Origin of the sequence: Haloterrigena gelatinilytica, assembly GCF_013342145.1 — an archaeon.
Lineage (GTDB): Archaea > Halobacteriota > Halobacteria > Halobacteriales > Natrialbaceae > Haloterrigena > Haloterrigena gelatinilytica.
This window is the reverse complement of sequence record NZ_JABUQZ010000001.1, coordinates 2,160,303-2,176,641: the sequence shown is the minus strand read 5'-3', so window position 1 is coordinate 2,176,641 and position 16,339 is coordinate 2,160,303. Positions and strand designations below refer to the sequence as shown.

Genomic DNA, 16,339 nt, shown 5'->3' with positions numbered 1-16,339 from the left:
CCGGATCGAGGCAGGTATGGACCGTCGCGAGTTTCTCCGGACCCTGGTTACCGGCGGCTACGGGATCGGCGTCGCGGGGCTGCTCGGCGTCGACGACTTTCTCGCGGCCGACGACGGCGAGGTCCCGATCGTCACCGCGTTCGTCAGACCCGACCCCGACGATCCGTGGTCCCTCGAGAAGCGAACGAAGTACGTTCCCGCGGAGTGGTACGCCACCGTCCAGAAAGCGTTCGAGCTAAACGAGTTACTGGCGCGGACGGCGTTTACCGGCTACCTCGGCAGCGCCGTCGTCCCCGGCTCCTACGACAGCGCCACCGCGTCCGTTTCCGTCGGCATCTCGAGCGACGCGGGTTCGATTCGCGAGGCGCTCGACGGCCTCGCCGACGGCGTCTCGATCGATATCGAGACGATCATCGACATCGACGACATCGAACAGGGACCCGAGAACCTCGATCCGCGGCTGGCCCACTCCATCACGAACGACGCGGTGCCGACCGGCGTCGCCTGCGAAACGACCGATAGCCTCGCGACGCTCGGCCCCACGCTGTACGATCCCGACGCCGAACGAGAGCTGTTCGTGACCGCCGAACACGCCTTTCAGGGCGGCGCAGAGGCGCACAGCGACGAGCTCTTGTTACCGCTCGAGAACGACGATTCGATCGAACTCGGCACCGTCGACCGCGCCCATCCGGCCGAGGACGTCGTCGCCGTCGAGCCGTACGGAACCGTCGAACCGTCGGACAGGGTCGACACGCCGTCGACGGCCCGCGTTCGCGGCCAGTTCACGCGACTCGGACTCGCCGACCTCGTCGCCCGCGACGCGGAACTCGAGAAGGTCGGCGCGGTGACCGGCCACACGGTCGGAAAGATCCAGGGGATCGACGCGGTCACCTGCTTCACCGACGACTTCTGTCGCTACGGTCAGATCCGCTGGGGCGGCGAGATGGACCTGACCGACGGCGACAGCGGGTCGGTGAGCTTCCATTCCGATCCCGAGGGCGAGGACGACGAGGTGCTCATCGCCGGGTTCAACAACGCCCGGACCTGGTGGCCGGGCCAGAGCTACGTCTGGGGCGTCGGCGCCTACAAAATAACCGAGAAACACGGCTACTACTTCTGACCCGCGCTGTACCGATGATCGCTCACGACCGCACGACGTCCGCGTTCGCCGTCACCGCCCGCACGCACCGAACCCATGGCAACTGACACCGCTTCCGGATCGAACCACGAATCGAATCGCGACCGCCGAACCGTCCGCGGCCTCGTGAGTACCGCCCTTCGCCTCCTCGTCGACCTGCTCGTCGCCACGGCCTGGGTCGTCTTCCTGGCGCTGTTCTTCCTCGAGGTCGCGTGGCCACGGTGGGCATTTTACGCGCTGCTCATCGCCGGAATCGGCGTCTACGTCACGGTTACGGCGGCGTGGCGTCGCGACTGAACTGTAGTAGCCACTGAAACGAATTACACACTGATCGCACTGCCGTCACGCGAGCAGGTGTGCATTGACTTTCAGTGGCTACTAGAAAAACCGCCCGACGGCGGCGATTATTCGAGGGCCTCCTCGAGCCGATCGATCAGGTCGGCGTTGCCGACGTGGACCGGCGTCCGGTCGTGTAACGCGTCGGGTTCGACGGACAGCAGCGACTTGACGCCGTTCGAGGACCGTCCCCCGGCGCGTTCGATGACGTAGCCGATGGGGTTGCCCTCGAACTGCAGTCGCAGTTTGCCTTCCGGACTGGACTCGAGGGCGGGGTACGCGAAGACCCCGCCGTAGGTGAGCACCTGGTTGACGTCGGCGATCATCGCGCCGCCGTAGCGGAGTTTGAGTTCGTCCTCGACCTCGCGGGCGTAGCGCTCGAAGTCCGCGGGCCAGTCGGGGACGCGGCCGCCGAAGCCGTAGACGACCGGTTCGTCGGGCAGGGTGATGTCCCGCTCGATGAGTTGGCGTTCGCCGCCGGTCATCTCGTACTCGGCGACGGTCTCCTCGGTGGCGATCACCATCGTCGTGATCGGCCCGTAGAGGACGTAGCCGGCCGCGATCAGGTCCTCGCCCGGCGCCGGCAGGGCGGCGTCGTAGACGCCGAAGATCGTCCCCATCGAGTTGTTGGACCTGAGATTCGAGGAGCCGTCCAGCGGGTCGACGGCGACCGCGTAGGCGTCGCTCGAGCCGGGGTCTTCACCGCAGTCCTCGACCTCGGGGCGCTCCTCGCTGGCGTACTGTCCGACGCCGTCGATCGCGGCGAGTCGCTCGCCGAGCATCTCGTCGGCCCAGACGTCGGCCTCCATCTGGGTCTCGCCGCTGGGGTTCTCCTCGTCGACGGCGCCGCGGCGGCCGATGAGCCCCTGCGTGATCTCGGTCGCCGACCGGCTGATGGTGGCGACGACGTCCTCGACGACTGGATCGGACACCGTCATCCTATTCAGTCTGCTCGAGTGCGGCGTCGGCGGTTTCCTCCTCGTAGATGACCTTCTCGAGGGCGTCGAGCAGCCGGGTCGGGTCCTCGCGCTGCCAGACGTTGCGGCCGACGGCAAGCCCCGTCGCGCCGGCGTCGATCACGGCCTCGACGGTCGACAGGAACTCGTAGTCGGAGGTCTTCGAGCCGCCGGACATGACGACGTTCATGTCGCCGGCACACTGCACCGCGTGAGCCATCGCGTCCTTGCTGCCGGGATACTTGACCTTCGCGATGTCGGCGCCCAGTTCGAGGGCCAGTCGGGTCGCGTAGGAGATCGTCGAGGGTTTGGTGTCGTTTTTCAGCCCCTGCCCGCGCGGGTACGACCACATGACCATCGGAAGGTCGTACTCGCGGCCCTTCTCCTGGGCGTCGCGGAACTCCTCGACCATCTCGATCTCGTGGTTCGAGCCGCCGTAGACGGTAAAGCCGAGGGCGTCGGCGCCGATTTCGGCGGCGTAGTCGACCGAACAGTTGACCGCCGAGTCCGGCTCGCCCATCCAGAGGTTCGACGTTCCGTTTAACTTCAACAGGAGGTTGACGTCGTCCTCGTAGCTGGGGTAGTAGCCCTCGGCGATCCCCTTCTGGACGGCCATCGCGGTAACGGCGTCGTGGGTCGCCGTCTCGAAGACCGTCGACGGATCGAGCTTCTCCGGCACGTCTTCGAAGTCGACGGGCCCGTGCTCGAGCCCGTGGTCCATCGCGAGAATCAGTGACTTGCCGTCGCGAACGATCGGGGAGTCGTCGATCGGAATCATCTGTTAGACGGTGCACTAGGCCGCTATATATCTCTGATGGTCCGGATTATCGAAATTACGTACATTCGTAGTTATTAGCCCGACAGCGCCGCTCGAGTCGACTCGAGCGATCACGTTTAGGTATCGAGCAGTTCCCGCGCGTTGTGCCGCCAGCTCCGGACGTGCAAGACGTCGAGGTCGAGGGCGGTGGCGACCGCGAAGGCGCTCACCGTCGCCAGCCGCTCCGCCGATCGGACGCCGGCCTCGGCCAGGTCGTCGGCGTCGTCGGGACCGACGCCGGTGACCGCCGTCACGGGCGTCGGTTTCGGATACGGCCGCTCGGAGGGCCTGTCGCGCTCGACGGCGGCGATCGGCGAGTGCTCGTACTCGAAGGACTGCCAGTCCTCGTCCCCGCTGACCGCGATCCACTCGCGCTCGGCGGCCCCGAGGCCGCGCACCTCGCTCGAGCGCCGCTCGAGGTCGCTGTCGCCCTCGAACGACCACGGCAGCGAGAACCGCCGTCGCAGCGCGTCCGCGGTCGCTTCGTCGAGGCCCGCGTCGAGCAACAGCCGGTAGGAGTACTCCTTCTCGCGGACCGCGTCGGGATCGACGCCGGCGCGCTCGAGGCGCTCGCGCTCGCCGGACTCGAGTTCGCGGCCGCGCCCGCGGTCGTCGCGGTCGCGTCGTTTCCCGTCGTCCGCCCGGCCCTGCGCTGAGTCGTCGGCCGACTCGAGATAGTCGTCCTCGTCGAACGCGAGTTCGACGTGATCGGCGTCCTCGTCGACGGCGTCGACGTCGAGATCGACCGAGATACCGATCCCGAGATCGACCGTTTCGGTCCCGGCGTCGACGTCGGCATCGGCTGCGCCGTTGGATTCGCTGCCCCCCTTCCCTCCCCGTTCGGTGACGGCGTCGTTCTTACTCACACGGTTCACCAGTTACCGATAGCTCACACCCTCGATCCTTGAAGGTTACCCTCGAGCAGAATGTATCGTCGACCGAACGGTTCGGTCGATCCTCGTCGACGGTCCGGACTCAGTCCTCGAGCAGGGGCTCGAGTTCGGCGGCGAGGGTCTCGCCCATCGCGATCATCGCGTTGTCGCCGGGGTGGACCAGATCGGTCGTCAGCCCCCCGATCGTCGGGAGCAGTTCGGGCCCCTCGAGGAGGTGGACGTTGTCGTGGGACGTTTCGGCGACGATTTCGCGCAGTTCCTCGCGGAACCGCTCGCAGAGTTCGGTCTCGCCGTTGCTCCGACAGACGTCCATGGCGTTGCGGAAGATGGTGATCGCGACGACCGGTTTGTCGGGATGGGCGCTCGCCACGCGGTCGATCAGCCGTTCGGCCCGCTCGCGGAACTCCGCGGGCTCGAACGTGCCGACCATGTTCACCGAGACCGAGAGCGTCGCGACGTCCCAGTCGTCGCGCTCGGCGATGTGGTCGGCCATCGCGGCGTCGCAGTAGGCGGTGCCACAGGAGCCGAGATTCACGAGGTCGGCGTCCAGCCGGCGCGCCGTCTGATCGACGTAGGTCAGGTGCTCGGCCAGGGGCGCCTCGCCCTCGGTGATCGAGGTGCCGTAGGCGAGGTAGCGCCGGTCGGGGAGTTCCTCGTTTCGCGGCGGCCGGACGTCGCCCTCGACGCCGTGGTAGACCATCGGCCCGCCGCGGTGCTCGCCCGGCAACCGGATCCGACAGACGCGGGGGTCGAAGGCGAGGTCCTCGACGGCCGACGGCTCGAGGTCGGCGAGTTTCTCCGGCAGCGAGACCTCGATATCCGTCGGCTCGGAGCCGACGACGACCTCCGTCGAGCCCTGGATCGGCCCCCAGAAGACGCGGACGGTTCCCTCCTCGGCGCTCCCGCCGGAGACCGTCGAGAGCGTCACCGTCGCGGAACCGTCGGGAACGAACCGGAGTTCGACGCCCGCGGGATGGCGCATTCGGGACTGCGCGCCGTCGTTGAGTTCCGTCCGTACCGATTCCGGAACGCGCTGGAGCAACTGTCCGTCCCGACCCTCGATCGGTCGCCGATCGCCGACGTTGTGGAACTGGATGCCATCCCGTTGCATGGTTCAACCGACTTTCCCAGCGACTTATATTTCTAGTTTCACGCCCCCACGTTTACCAATCGGAGCGTGGAACTCGAGGCATGGTTCGCGACCGAATCGAGCGGATCGGCGTCGTCGGCGCGGGAACGATGGGCAGCGGCATCGCGCAGGTCGCTGCGACTAACGGGTACGACGTCGTGATGCGCGACATCGAGCAGGAGTTCGTCGAGAGCGGCTTCGAGACCATCGCGGACAGCCTCAACCGACTCGAGAGTCGGGACGCCCTCGAGGACGATCCCGAGACGATCCGCGATCGGATCGAGGGGACGACGACCATCGAGGAACTGTCGGACTGCGACCTCGTCGTCGAGGCCGCCCTCGAGGACCTCGAGGTCAAGCAGGACGTCTTCGCCGATCTCGAGCGGGTCTGCGACGAGGACGTGCTGCTCGCGACGAACACGAGCACGCTCTCGATCACCTCGATCGCGAGCGACTTGGAGCACCCCGAGCGGGTGATCGGCCTGCACTTCATGAACCCCGTCCCGATCATGGAGGGCGTCGAGGTGGTCGTCGGCGAGAAGACGACCGAGGCGGCGACCGAGCTCGCACACGACCTCGCCGAGGAGTTAGAGAAGACGACCTGGGAGGCCGACGATAAACCCGGCTTCGTCACCAACCGCATCCTGATGCCGTGGATCAACGAGGGGATCCGCGCCTTCGACGAGGGCGTCGCGACGAAGGAGGACATCGACGCGGGGATGGAACTCGGCACGAACGTCCCCATGGGCCCGCTGACGCTGGCGGATCACATCGGGCTGGACGTCTGCCTGCACGCCTCCGAGACCCTCCACGAGGAACTCGGCGACCGCTATACGCCCGCCTACCTCCTCAAGCGGAAGGTCGAGGCCGGCGACCTCGGCAAGAAGACGGGCGAGGGGTTCTACGAGTACGAGTGACGTCTCGGGCGGTAGCCGTACGAGGCCGCCCTCGAGTCGGCAGTCGTCACCTCGAGTCGAGGGACGCGAGTTACCGGAGTCCCACTGACCGACCCGGTTCCGTCGGTTCCGACACCGAATCTTCTTGCCGTCTACGGACGTCGGTTCGCGCAATGAATCGATCGTCCGCCTCCGAACCCGACACCGAACGCGGGACCGAGAGCGATCGCCTCTCCGGCCGCGTCCGCGACATCGAGCCCCAGGGGATCCGCGTGATGTTCGAACTCGCCGCCGAGTACGAGCGCGAGCGCGGGGACGAGGTCGACCTCGTCCACCTCGAGTTCGGCGAACCCGACTTCGACACGCCGGACCACGTCGTCGACGCGGCGTTCGAGGCCGCCCGCGACGGAGCGACCCGGTACACTTCGAACGCGGGACTGCCGGCGCTCAGGGAGGCGATCGCCGAGACGCTGTCGGCCGACGGCGATCTGACGGTCGACCCCGAGTCGGAACTCGTCGTCACGAACGGCGGCGTCGAGGCGCTGCACCTCGCGATCCAGACGGTCGTCGACCCCGGCGCGGAGGTCGTCGTACCGACGCCCGCCTGGCCGAACCCGATCTCGCAGGCGAAACTCGCCGACGGCGTCCCCGTGGAGGTGCCGATGCCGGCCGAGGAGGGATTCGAACCCGACGCCGATCGAATCGTCGACGCCATCGGCCCGAACACGGCGGCGGTCACGCTGACCTCGCCCTCGAACCCGACCGGTCGGGCGTACGCCGCGGACGCGATCGAACGCGTCGTCGAGGCCGCCGCCGAGCACGACGCCTACGTGCTCGCCGACGAAGTCTACCGGCAACTCACCTACGACGAGATTCCGCCTCGAGTCGCGAGCGTCGCCGACCGCGACGACCGGGTGCTCTCGATCGACTCCTTCTCGAAGGCCTACGCGATGACCGGCTGGCGGGTCGGCTGGCTCTCCGGTCCCGAGGACGTCGTCGCACAGATCGCGAAGATCCACGAGAGCACGACCTCCTGCGTCAACACGCCCGCCCAGCACGCCGCGATCGAGGCGCTGACCGGTCCCCAGGAGCCGTTTCGCGAGATGATCGCCGCCTTCCGTTCTCGCCGGGACTACGTCGTCGACCGTCTCGAGTCGACACCCCACGTTTCCGTCGCTCGACCCGAGGGGGCCTTCTACGCGTTCGTCGACGTGAGCGCGCTCGAGGGCTCGAGCGTGGACGTCGCCAAGCGACTTCTCTACGAGCAGGGCGTCGTCACGGCGCCCGGACGGGCCTTCGGCGACGGCGGCGAGGGACACCTCCGGCTGAGTTTCGCGAACGATCGCGACCGCCTCGAACTGGGACTGGATCGGCTCGAGGAACTAGTTCGAACCGAATTGGGCACCGAGTGATCGTCCCGGTCGTCGGCACTGCCGTCTCGAGAGAGCTGCAGAAACGGTCTACGAACCACTATCACTGCCCGAACCGCGATCACTCATTTCGAAGACGACGATTCCCTCGACGATGGCGACGAGACGGGCGCCATCGGCGAGGGCGACCGACCGGATGTAGTCGTCGAGGCCGTGGCGTTCGATCGACGTCCCCGCGTGCGAGATCGACGAGGCGACCTGTTGATTCCCGACGCCGCGACTCCGGACCGCGACCACCGGTCGAGTCCCCGTTAGACTCACCTCGATGTTTTTATATCCTATATTCGAATATGGAAAATATGCGCACCTCCCCCCTCGCGATCGTCGCTCTCCTCTGTCTCGTCACCCTCGCGGGAATCGCCGCCGTCGCGGGCGCACCGCCGCCGACCCAACTCTGCGGGGTCTGTAGCTCCGACGTGACCGACGAAGCGGGGATCGACGGGGCGACCGGGGCGGGGACGCTCGATATCTACGTCGACGAACGCGGCGATTCGCTCTGGCGGGCCCGCGTTCCCGTCGACTCCTCGACCGCCGAGCGGTACCGGGCCAACGAGAGCGCCCTCGAGGCCGCGGTCGACGACGCGTGGGCGCCCTATCACGCGGCCGAGGGCGACGTCGGCGCCGTCGAGTCGACGCTCGACGGGGAGACGGTGGTCGTCGAGTACGCCGTCGACGACCTCGCCAGGCAGGGCGTCGGCGACGCCTGGATCGTCGATTACTTCGCTCTCGGGGCGTCGAACGCTCGCTACGGCCGGACGGCCGAGCGCGTGACGATCCACGCGCCCGAGGGGACGGAAATCACGAACCGCGTCCCGGACGCCGCGGTTGACGAGAATACCGCGACGTGGACGGACGACGCCGAGTTCGACAGGCAGACGTACGTCACCTACGGCAGCGGCGGCGTTCTCGGAGCGGCGGCCGGCTACGCCACGATCGGTCTCGAGGTCGGGCCGACGGCCCTCGAACACGGGGTGCGCGGCGGCGCCGCGCTCGGGCTACTCGTCGGACTCGTCGGCGTCGCAGTCTGTCGAACCGATCTGGGGATCGCCGTCTTCGACGCCGCGACGCTCGAGCGACTGATCGCAGCCGTCGGCGTCGTCGGGGCAGTCGGCTTCCTCGTCGTCGGCGTGGTCGCGACGGACGCCGGCCTCGCGTCGGGCCCCGTCGCGCTGGCCTCGCTCGGGGTCGGCTACGCCCTGCTGGGGAGCGGGGCGCGCCGCCTCGGCCGTCGGCTCGAGACCCGCGGGCTCGTCGGACTGTCGCTCCTCGCGACGCTCGTCGCCGGCGGGATCGCCCTCCCGCTCGCCGGCCCGCCGGTGTACGCGATCCCGCTTTGTTTCGGCGCGGCCACCGCGCTCTGTCTTCCGATCGGGTACGTCGCCGAGCGCGGACGGTTCCCGGTCGCGCTCGTCGCGGGCGCCGCGGTCGCGCCGATCGCCGCGATCGCGAGCGTCGCTCCCGTCTCCGCGTTCGGCTACGGGCCGGCCCTGTACGGTCTCCTCCTGTTGCCGTGGGTCGCGGCCGTCGCCGCCTTCGGCTACCCGCTCGCGCTGCTCGGCCGACGGCTCGCGCTCGGCGCCGACTGACCGCTCGAGGTCGGAATCGGACCGAACGGCGGTCGGAAAGCGAACGAGCGAGCCGTTCGGCGCGGACCGTTCCGATCGCTGACGCATGCGTAGCTGTAAGCTGACTGGCGTCGAAGGACCCGGTATGGGTCGAAACGTCCACCTCAACGACATCGAGTCGGTGCTCGAGGAACTCGACTATCCGGTCTCTCGGGACGCGGTCGCCGACCAGTGCGACGACGTGACGCTGGTCCTGGCCGACGGCGAGGAGAACCTCGGCGAACTCGTCGCCGGATCGGGCGCCGACGAGTTCTCGTCGACGGACGATCTGCAATCGGAAGTGTTCAACCTCCTCCCTCGCCACGCCGTCGGCGAGCCCTACCAGTCAGAAGGGGAAGGATAAGCGTACGGAACGCCATCAGCGCCGTACTCGGCGCCAGCAGACTCGAAGTGGTGGTCTCGGGATCGTCGACCGACTCGAGCATCGCGCGAGCGTCGCGTCGCGCCGTTGGACGCGTGCGAAACCGACGACCGAGAGAAGTCGGTCAGTGGTGTAACGGTTTCTCCGCCATCTCCTTGCGCAGTTCGGCCAGGTTCGACCGCGAGACGCCGTCCTCGAACTGCTGGAGCAACGCGAAGACCTCGGCTCGAGAGACCTTGACGTCGCCCTCGCGGACGACGTCCTCGGGGCGCTCTCGCAGTTCGCGGAGCGTCCCGACGGCCAGCAGGTAGGGAATCGCCCACGCGGAGAGCCGGTTGCCGTGGTGTTCGGGGACGACCTCGAGGTACCGCTGGGCGTCGTCGAGGTAGCGCTCGGCGCGGCCTGTCACCCGCTTGATGACGTTCGTGACGCCACCGTGGTGGGCCTCGTCGGTGACCGCCTCGACGTCGACGTTCTCCGCCGCGAGCCACTCGGCGGGGAGGTAGACGTTGTTCTCCTCGTGGTAGTCGTCCTCGACGTCCTTCGCGATGTTGACCAGTTGCAAGAGGAGGGCGAACGAACGGGCGTTCTCCCGCATCTCGTCGGCCCGCTCTCGGGAGGTGCCGCGGGCGACCAGCCCGGTGATCAGCGTCCCGACGGTACCGGCGGCGTACCAGCAGTACTCCTCGAGTTCCTCGACGGTCTGTAAACGCAGTCCGCCCTCGGTGGCGTAGCGGTCGGTGAACATCGCCATGCCGTCGACGAGTTCCCGAACCGGTTCGCGCATGATCTCGCGGGGTTCGTCGGCAAGCGACTCGAAGGTCCCCAGCACCCGCGGCGTCTGGGCGACGACCTCCCAGTCGTCGCTGCGTTCCTCGGGGAGCCACGGCTCGACGTCGGCCATGAACTCCGAGACGGTTCGGTCGGCGTCCGGATCGAGCACGCGATCGTATTCGGTGAGCAATTCCGTCTGCGTTTCCGGCGGAATGTGTCCCGCGTCTTCGATCGTGTCGGCGACCCGACAGAGGAGGTATCCCAGACAGATGTGTCTCGCCATCGGCTCCTCGAGCCGATCGATCGTTATCGAAAAGGTCCGCGAAACGCCGTGAACCGCGTCGTAACACCACTCCAGGTCGGCGTCAGTTGGAGGTTCGGGCTGGCCCGTGGTCATCTACTCGAGTCCATTTCGACCTCTCCCGGGAAAAACACCCCGGTCGCGGCGTGTTCTTCCGGTCGACGTGAACGTCGGCGACCAAACCCGGGGACGGGAGAGGAGCGGCGAGAGCGCGCCGGCGGCCCGGCAGTTCCCGCCGCAATTCGTTTCCCGCCGCGCGGCCAAAGCGCGGTCGTGACTCGGACCGTACTCGTCGCCGGCGCACACGGACAGGTGGGACAGCACGTCACAGAACTGCTCGCCGAGCGCGGCGACACCGCTCGAGCGATGGTCCGCGACCCGGGCCAGACCGACGAGGTGGAAGCGCTCGGCGGCGACCCCGTCGTGGCGGATCTGACCGAGGACGTCGCGGACGCGGTCGAGGGCTGCGACGCGATTATCTTCGCTGCCGGCTCCGGCGGCGAGGACGTCTACGGCGTCGACCGCGACGGCGCGATCAACCTGATCGACGCCGCCGAAGACGCGGGCGTCGACCGCTTCGTCATGCTCAGCTCGATGGGCGCCGACGACCCGGAGTCGGGCCCCGACGCCCTCGAGGACTACCTGATCGCCAAGGCCGAGGCCGACGAGTACCTCCGCCAGAGCGACCTGCAGGAGACGATCGTCCGGCCGGGCGAACTGACGACCGACTCCGGCACCGGGACGGTCGAAGTCGGCGACGACATCGGACTGGACGCCGGCGACATCCCCCGCGAGGACGTCGCCCGGACGCTCGTGGTCGCGCTCGAGCACGACGAACTGATCGGTGAGACGTTCGAACTCCTCTCGGGCGACGAACCGATCGCGGAGGCCCTCGAGACGATCGCGCCGCGATGACGGGAGGCGTACGCGTACGTAGTGCGTTCGGACCGCCTCGACGAAGCACCCGTCGTCGCTGCGGTCAGAGAACCGTTCGGATGAGACGCGACTCCGCCTTCTGGAGGTGCTCCGCCGCGGTACTGCGCGCACAGTCCAGTTCCGCGGCCACGTCTTCGATCGTCGCCTCGCGCGGGGTCTCGTAGTATCCCACCGCCTTCGCGGCGGCGAGCGTCTCCCGCTGGCGCGACGTGAGCGCGGCGTCGACGGTCTCCCGCGGCGCGTCGTACTCCCCGACGCGTTCGACCGTGACGTCGATCCCGTCCGGAACGGCCGCCAGCACCGCCCGGAGCGCGTCGGCCTCCCCGACGACCCCGAAGCGAACCCCGCCATCGTTCTCGTAGGTCAACGGCGGGAGGACGACCAGTCCGTCCCGGGTGAACGCGTCGTACAGCGTCCGCTCGACGTCGGTCGTCCGTCCCTGCGTGTAACAGTAGCACCGCCGTTCGCCGATTCGAGTGACGCCGAACGACTCGATCTCGGGAATCGACTCGAGTTCCTCCGCGAGGCGCTCGGGATCACCGACGACGTGGAACAGGATCGCGGGGACGTCGACGTCCGCGATGTTCCAGTGGAGCATTCGGACGCGGTCGATGAACCCCCGTTCCGTCATGGCCGTGTGTACCGGATGGATTTCGCGGTCCGTCGGCCGGACGGTCAGTCGGAGATACCTCATCGGTCGGCGGTTCGATCGGCGGTAATATAAAAGTCCGAATATGTATCGCAGAATCTGACTCCGGGAGCGACTCGAACCGCCGGACATGACGTTACTCCCTGAGGCGATGGCGCGGACGCTGTTCGGCGCCTCGCCGACCGCGCTGGAACGGGCCGTCGCCGCGATCGCAGCCGCCGGTCTTGTCGCGCTGATTCCGCTGACGTGTGCGGCGATCGTCATCTGGGCGAAACGCAAGGTAACGGCCGCGTTCACCGACCGGATCGCCCCGAACCGACTCGGTCCGTTCGGAACGCTGATCATCGTCGCCGACGCCGTCCGCCTGCTCTCGAAGGAACTGGTCGTCCCCGAGAACGCCGACCGCCCGGCGTACGACCTCGGTCCGGTCCTCGTCGCCTTCTCGGCCGTTATCGGATTCGCGGTCGTTCCGATGGGATCGATCGCCGGCGTCACCGTCCAGTTGGCAGACCCCGAAACGGGGCTCGCGTACGTCTTCGCGGTCGCGTCGCTCGCTACGCTCGGGCTGACGATGTGCGGCTACGCGTCGGCGAACAAGTACTCGATGCTCGGCGGTCTGCGCGCGGTCGCGCAGAACATCGCCTACGAGATCCCGCTGGTCGTCACCGGGCTGTCGGTCGTGATCTTCGCCGGCACGCTCCAGACGAGCGAGATCGTCGCCGCCCAGCAGACGACGCTCGTCGAACTCGGCGGGCTGGTGATCCCGTCGTGGTACGCGATCGTCAACCCCTTCGCGTTCGTCCTCTTCCTGCTCGCGAACCTCGCGGAAGTGGGGCGCAACCCCTTCGACACGCCGGAGGCGCCGACCGAACTCGTCGCCGGCTACCAGACGGAGTACTCCTCGGTCTACTTCGTACTCATCTACATGGGCGAGTTCGTGCACGTCTTCCTGGGCGGTGCGCTCGTCGCGACGATCTTCCTCGGCGGGCCGGCCGGTCCGCTCCTCCCCGGGTTCGTCTGGTTCCTCGTCAAGATCTGGGCCGTGTTCCTGTTTACGCAGTGGGCCCGCTCCGCGCTGCCGCGGATCCGGATCGACCAACTCATCGAGATCGGGTGGAAGGGACTGCTCGTCCTCTCGTTCGGCAACCTACTGCTCACGGCCATCGTCGTCGGTCTCCTGGCCGGTTGAAGACGGGTGTCGGGAGGGGAGAATACCGGAAGCAGACGCCCCGAGGGATCGACGGCGTCCGCGTCTCGAGACGATCGCCCCGAACTGAACGTCGCTCGCGACTCGTTTCGGCTCGGAGCCGCCGTTCCCCGGCCGTCGTAGTCGGACTCGTTTCGCCCGACCGAGCGTCGAAACCGTCCGTGCGGAACGATACCACTAACAACGCCCGCCTCGATAGCTCGCGCATGGACTTCTCACTCTCAGCCGAGCAGGAACAGATCCGCGACATGGTGTCGGAGTTCGTCGACGAGGAGGTCGTCCCGATCGCCGACGAGATCGATCACGACGACGAGTTCCCCGCGGACCTCGTGAGCGAGATGGCCGAACTGGGGCTGATGGGGATGCCCTTCCCCGAGGAGTACGGCGGCGCCGGACTGGACTACCACTCCTACGCGATCGGCCTCGAGGAGATCTCCCGCGGTTCGGGCGGTCTCGGCACGATCGTCGCCGCCCACACGTCGCTGGCCGGGAACATGCTCTACGAGTTCGGCGACGAGTCCCAGAAGGAGGAGTACCTGACGCCGCTGGCGGAGGGGCGAGATATCGGCGCGTTCGCGCTCTCGGAGGCAGGGGCCGGAAGCGACGTTCCCGCAATGGAGACGCGGGCGGAGAAAGACGGCGACGAGTACGTCATCAACGGCGGCAAGCTCTGGATCTCGAACGGCTCCGTCGCCGACACGGTCACCCTCTTCGCGAAGACCGATCCCGACGCGGGCAACAAGGGCATCTCCTCCTTTATCGTCCGGCCCGAGGAGGACGACGGCTTCATCGTCGAGGGCACGGAGGAGAAACTCGGCGACAAGGGGTGTCCGACCGCGGAGCTCCGGTTCGACGACCTCCGGATCCCGGAATCGCGACGGCTCGGCGAGGAGGGCGAGGGCTTCGTCCACGCGCTGAAGACGCTCAACGGCGGTCGGATCACCATCGCCGCTCGCGGAGTCGGCATCGCCCGCGCGGCCTTCGAGGAGGCCCGCGACTACGCCACCGAGCGCGAGCAGTTCGGCCAGCCCATCGGCGAGTTCCAGTCGATCAAGCACAAGCTGGCCGACATGGACACCAAGATCCAGGCCGCGAAGATGCTCATGCACAAAGCCGCGGACAAGAAGATCCGCGGCGAGAACTACATCAAGGACGCCTCCCAGGCCAAACTGTACGCCTCCGAGGTGAGCCGCGAGGTCGCCAACGAGGGGATCCAGATCCACGGCGGCTACGGCTACACCAAGGACTTCGCCGCCCAGCGGTTCTACCGCGACGCCAAGCTCAACGAGATCTACGAGGGCACCAGCGAGGTGCTGCGGAACACGATCGGCGACCAGCTGCTCGAGGAGTGAGACGACCAGCGATCGCCGATCGAGTACCCTCCCGTACGGCCGTCCGCTCGGACGCCTCCCGTCAGTAGAGCGGGCGACTTTCGTCGTCCCCGTCGGTCGAGCGGGGGACGGCGAGCGTCGCGGCGACGTGAGCCAGACCGAACAGCGCGACGGTGATCGCCGCGAGAAGCAGTCCGGAAACCGGGAGCAAACCGGACGCGGAGGCCGCCAGCAGACCGACGCCCGCGCCGATCGCCCCGACGTAGTACTCGCTGTTCGAACGCGCAACTGATCCGTGAGGAGCGCCGTCGGTAGACCGTTCGTCGCCGGCGGTAGCGTTCGCCGCGTCGAGATACGGCCGAAAGATCTCGAGTCGATCGGTCGGGTGAACGATGCCGCGGGGTTTGTCGTACTCGATGATCCCCTCCTCGTCCAGTTTCGGCAGATGGCTCTGGTACAGCGGGATGTAGACGCGCTGGCGCTGGGTCGAGGTCAGGTTTTCGACGGTCGTCTCGTTTTCTTTCGCCGCGACGAGTTCGGCGATGTCGCGCATCTTGACGGGATCCGTTTCCGTTCTGTCCAGCAGATAGGCGATCACGTCTCGTCTGCGATTCGTCTGGAGGATGTGGAAGATCTCGTCCTGAGAGAGTTCGCGCGGCTCGTCGGATCGTGAATCCCCGGAGGACTCTATCGAAGGGCGGGATCGACGTCCTACGTTTCGCACCATTCAGTAATTGAGAAGGAATTTGGCCGAACATAAACCTTCTCTACCAATTTGTGAAATTGTTCATACACTGATCCGCAGTTGAATCTAGTATATTGCTGATCGTCTGTGATTACTAACAGATTCGTGACCGACGTCTCGGCGTCGGAGGCGCGCGTTAGCAACACCGTTCAGAATTCGGCCGTCCGTACTTGTCTCCTCTCCAGAGTCTATATTTCGTCGAATACGAATTAAATCTAGCCTAGGTTTCATATCCAAAATTATCTTATTTCGAGATGGTGTTGCATAAATGACACCACTAAATAGTGTTGCCTGAATAACATTGTTGGGGCGATATATTCCACGCTATTTCTCCGACGACTCCGCCGACGGTCGCAGTCAGCGAGCGGACGGCGTCGACTCGCAACGAACTGCGTCGGAGAGAAAGACAAGACGGGCGCAACGCCGACCGCAGTCAGCCGGTTTCGACCGACAGTCACGGCACGTCCGTCGACGCGGACGTCGAACGAGGGCGACCGAACGGGCTACTCGCTCGCGTCGTCGTCCTCGAGACAGTCCCGAACCCACTCGTAGTGGTCCCGGACCCGCCGCTCGCCGGCCTCGGTGAGCGCGTAAACGTCGTACAGCCCTTCGGTGTGTTTCTCGACGAAGCCCGCGTCCTCGAGCGCCGACAGCGAGCCGTAGAACGACTTCGGCTCGAGGTGCTCGTCGTAGTGGGACTCGAGGCGCGATTTCAGCTGCTGACTTCGCAGTTCGCCGTCCTCGGACCCGGCCAGCAGGAAACAGATGTCGCGGCGGCGGCCGCTCCGGAGCCACTTGCTCATACCCGTCTTCGA

At 66.9% G+C, this 16,339-nt stretch carries 18 protein-coding genes; 9 read left to right on the top strand and 9 right to left on the bottom strand.

The genetic code is table 11. The features are described 5' to 3' along the window. The first annotated feature begins 16 nt into the window (after positions 1 to 16). A complete protein-coding gene (locus tag HTZ84_RS11050; protein WP_174680730.1) occupies positions 17 to 1,120 on the top strand; it encodes a hypothetical protein in 1,104 nt (367 codons plus the stop codon). A gap of 75 nt (positions 1,121 to 1,195) precedes the next feature. Next, positions 1,196 to 1,435, top strand: coding sequence for a hypothetical protein (locus HTZ84_RS11045; RefSeq protein ID WP_174680729.1), 240 nt, complete (start codon positions 1,196 to 1,198; stop codon positions 1,433 to 1,435). 107 nt (positions 1,436 to 1,542) lie between these two features. Here HTZ84_RS11045 and HTZ84_RS11040 read toward each other — a convergent pair whose 3' ends face one another. The 4 genes from HTZ84_RS11040 to HTZ84_RS11025 form a co-directional block, all read right to left on the bottom strand. Then, positions 1,543 to 2,412, bottom strand: a complete 870-nt coding sequence (locus tag HTZ84_RS11040; RefSeq protein WP_174680728.1) for a class 1 fructose-bisphosphatase — start codon at positions 2,410 to 2,412, stop codon at positions 1,543 to 1,545. Position 2,413: 1 nt separating this feature from the next. After that, positions 2,414 to 3,208 carry a class I fructose-bisphosphate aldolase gene (locus HTZ84_RS11035; RefSeq protein ID WP_174680727.1) on the bottom strand — a complete coding sequence of 265 codons (795 nt, stop codon included), beginning with the start codon at positions 3,206 to 3,208 and terminating at the stop codon, positions 2,414 to 2,416. Positions 3,209 to 3,324: 116 nt separating this feature from the next. Next, positions 3,325 to 4,113 (bottom strand): hypothetical protein, encoded by a 789-nt coding sequence (locus HTZ84_RS11030; RefSeq protein WP_174680726.1) that lies wholly within the window; start codon positions 4,111 to 4,113, stop codon positions 3,325 to 3,327. 109 nt (positions 4,114 to 4,222) lie between these two features. Next, positions 4,223 to 5,251 (bottom strand): SGNH/GDSL hydrolase family protein, encoded by a 1,029-nt coding sequence (locus HTZ84_RS11025; protein ID WP_174680725.1) that lies wholly within the window; start codon positions 5,249 to 5,251, stop codon positions 4,223 to 4,225. A gap of 80 nt (positions 5,252 to 5,331) precedes the next feature. Between HTZ84_RS11025 and HTZ84_RS11020 the strand changes: the two genes are divergently transcribed. Next, on the top strand, positions 5,332 to 6,186 hold the full coding sequence (locus HTZ84_RS11020; protein WP_174680724.1) for a 3-hydroxyacyl-CoA dehydrogenase family protein: 855 nt from the start codon (positions 5,332 to 5,334) through the stop codon (positions 6,184 to 6,186). 152 nt (positions 6,187 to 6,338) lie between these two features. Next, positions 6,339 to 7,577: a pyridoxal phosphate-dependent aminotransferase gene (locus tag HTZ84_RS11015; protein WP_174680723.1), complete on the top strand. Its 1,239-nt coding sequence runs from the start codon at positions 6,339 to 6,341 to the stop codon at positions 7,575 to 7,577. 48 nt (positions 7,578 to 7,625) lie between these two features. On the opposite strand, the gene HTZ84_RS11010 is transcribed toward HTZ84_RS11015, so the two are convergent. Further along, complete coding sequence (locus HTZ84_RS11010; RefSeq protein WP_174680722.1) at positions 7,626 to 7,832, bottom strand: hypothetical protein; 207 nt, start codon at positions 7,830 to 7,832, stop codon at positions 7,626 to 7,628. 62 nt (positions 7,833 to 7,894) lie between these two features. Here HTZ84_RS11010 and HTZ84_RS11005 point away from each other — a divergent pair, with 62 nt between their 5' ends. Beyond that, positions 7,895 to 9,181, top strand: coding sequence for a hypothetical protein (locus HTZ84_RS11005; RefSeq protein WP_174680721.1), 1,287 nt, complete (start codon positions 7,895 to 7,897; stop codon positions 9,179 to 9,181). A 124-nt stretch (positions 9,182 to 9,305) separates the two neighbouring features. Further along, positions 9,306 to 9,563: a DUF5789 family protein gene (locus HTZ84_RS11000; RefSeq protein WP_174680720.1), complete on the top strand. Its 258-nt coding sequence runs from the start codon at positions 9,306 to 9,308 to the stop codon at positions 9,561 to 9,563. A 142-nt stretch (positions 9,564 to 9,705) separates the two neighbouring features. Here HTZ84_RS11000 and HTZ84_RS10995 read toward each other — a convergent pair whose 3' ends face one another. Further along, positions 9,706 to 10,752, bottom strand: coding sequence for a phytoene/squalene synthase family protein (locus tag HTZ84_RS10995; protein ID WP_174680719.1), 1,047 nt, complete (start codon positions 10,750 to 10,752; stop codon positions 9,706 to 9,708). 177 nt (positions 10,753 to 10,929) lie between these two features. Between HTZ84_RS10995 and HTZ84_RS10990 the strand changes: the two genes are divergently transcribed. Next, on the top strand, positions 10,930 to 11,571 hold the full coding sequence (locus HTZ84_RS10990) for an SDR family oxidoreductase (RefSeq protein ID WP_174680718.1): 642 nt from the start codon (positions 10,930 to 10,932) through the stop codon (positions 11,569 to 11,571). 64 nt (positions 11,572 to 11,635) lie between these two features. Here the strand turns inward: HTZ84_RS10990 and HTZ84_RS10985 are convergent, their stop codons facing one another. Beyond that, a complete protein-coding gene (locus HTZ84_RS10985; RefSeq protein WP_174680717.1) occupies positions 11,636 to 12,286 on the bottom strand; it encodes a helix-turn-helix domain-containing protein in 651 nt (216 codons plus the stop codon). An 85-nt stretch (positions 12,287 to 12,371) separates the two neighbouring features. On the opposite strand from HTZ84_RS10985, the gene HTZ84_RS10980 reads away from it, so the two are divergent. After that, positions 12,372 to 13,430: a complex I subunit 1/NuoH family protein gene (locus tag HTZ84_RS10980; protein WP_174680716.1), complete on the top strand. Its 1,059-nt coding sequence runs from the start codon at positions 12,372 to 12,374 to the stop codon at positions 13,428 to 13,430. 224 nt (positions 13,431 to 13,654) lie between these two features. Then, on the top strand, positions 13,655 to 14,800 hold the full coding sequence (locus HTZ84_RS10975; RefSeq protein WP_174680715.1) for an acyl-CoA dehydrogenase: 1,146 nt from the start codon (positions 13,655 to 13,657) through the stop codon (positions 14,798 to 14,800). Positions 14,801 to 14,861: 61 nt separating this feature from the next. On the opposite strand, the gene HTZ84_RS10970 is transcribed toward HTZ84_RS10975, so the two are convergent. Together HTZ84_RS10970 and HTZ84_RS10965 are read right to left on the bottom strand one after the other, a co-directional pair. After that, positions 14,862 to 15,506: a DUF7344 domain-containing protein gene (locus HTZ84_RS10970; protein ID WP_174680714.1), complete on the bottom strand. Its 645-nt coding sequence runs from the start codon at positions 15,504 to 15,506 to the stop codon at positions 14,862 to 14,864. Positions 15,507 to 16,027: 521 nt separating this feature from the next. Then, a complete protein-coding gene (locus tag HTZ84_RS10965; RefSeq protein WP_174680713.1) occupies positions 16,028 to 16,327 on the bottom strand; it encodes a PadR family transcriptional regulator in 300 nt (99 codons plus the stop codon). Positions 16,328 to 16,339 lie beyond the last annotated feature (12 nt).

Coding starts and splice junctions, on each gene's coding strand:
- HTZ84_RS11035 (WP_174680727.1), bottom strand. CDS start 3,208: ATGATTCCGATCGACGACTCCCCGATCGTTCGCGACGGCAAGTCACTG.
- HTZ84_RS10980 (WP_174680716.1), top strand. CDS start 12,372: ATGACGTTACTCCCTGAGGCGATGGCGCGGACGCTGTTCGGCGCCTCG.
- HTZ84_RS10995 (WP_174680719.1), bottom strand. CDS start 10,752: ATGACCACGGGCCAGCCCGAACCTCCAACTGACGCCGACCTGGAGTGG.
- HTZ84_RS11050 (WP_174680730.1), top strand. CDS start 17: ATGGACCGTCGCGAGTTTCTCCGGACCCTGGTTACCGGCGGCTACGGG.
- HTZ84_RS11005 (WP_174680721.1), top strand. CDS start 7,895: ATGCGCACCTCCCCCCTCGCGATCGTCGCTCTCCTCTGTCTCGTCACC.
- HTZ84_RS11040 (WP_174680728.1), bottom strand. CDS start 2,412: ATGACGGTGTCCGATCCAGTCGTCGAGGACGTCGTCGCCACCATCAGC.
- HTZ84_RS11020 (WP_174680724.1), top strand. CDS start 5,332: ATGGTTCGCGACCGAATCGAGCGGATCGGCGTCGTCGGCGCGGGAACG.
- HTZ84_RS11015 (WP_174680723.1), top strand. CDS start 6,339: ATGAATCGATCGTCCGCCTCCGAACCCGACACCGAACGCGGGACCGAG.
- HTZ84_RS11045 (WP_174680729.1), top strand. CDS start 1,196: ATGGCAACTGACACCGCTTCCGGATCGAACCACGAATCGAATCGCGAC.
- HTZ84_RS10970 (WP_174680714.1), bottom strand. CDS start 15,506: ATGGTGCGAAACGTAGGACGTCGATCCCGCCCTTCGATAGAGTCCTCC.
- HTZ84_RS10965 (WP_174680713.1), bottom strand. CDS start 16,327: ATGAGCAAGTGGCTCCGGAGCGGCCGCCGCCGCGACATCTGTTTCCTG.
- HTZ84_RS10975 (WP_174680715.1), top strand. CDS start 13,655: ATGGACTTCTCACTCTCAGCCGAGCAGGAACAGATCCGCGACATGGTG.
- HTZ84_RS11025 (WP_174680725.1), bottom strand. CDS start 5,251: ATGCAACGGGATGGCATCCAGTTCCACAACGTCGGCGATCGGCGACCG.
- HTZ84_RS10985 (WP_174680717.1), bottom strand. CDS start 12,286: ATGAGGTATCTCCGACTGACCGTCCGGCCGACGGACCGCGAAATCCAT.
- HTZ84_RS11000 (WP_174680720.1), top strand. CDS start 9,306: ATGGGTCGAAACGTCCACCTCAACGACATCGAGTCGGTGCTCGAGGAA.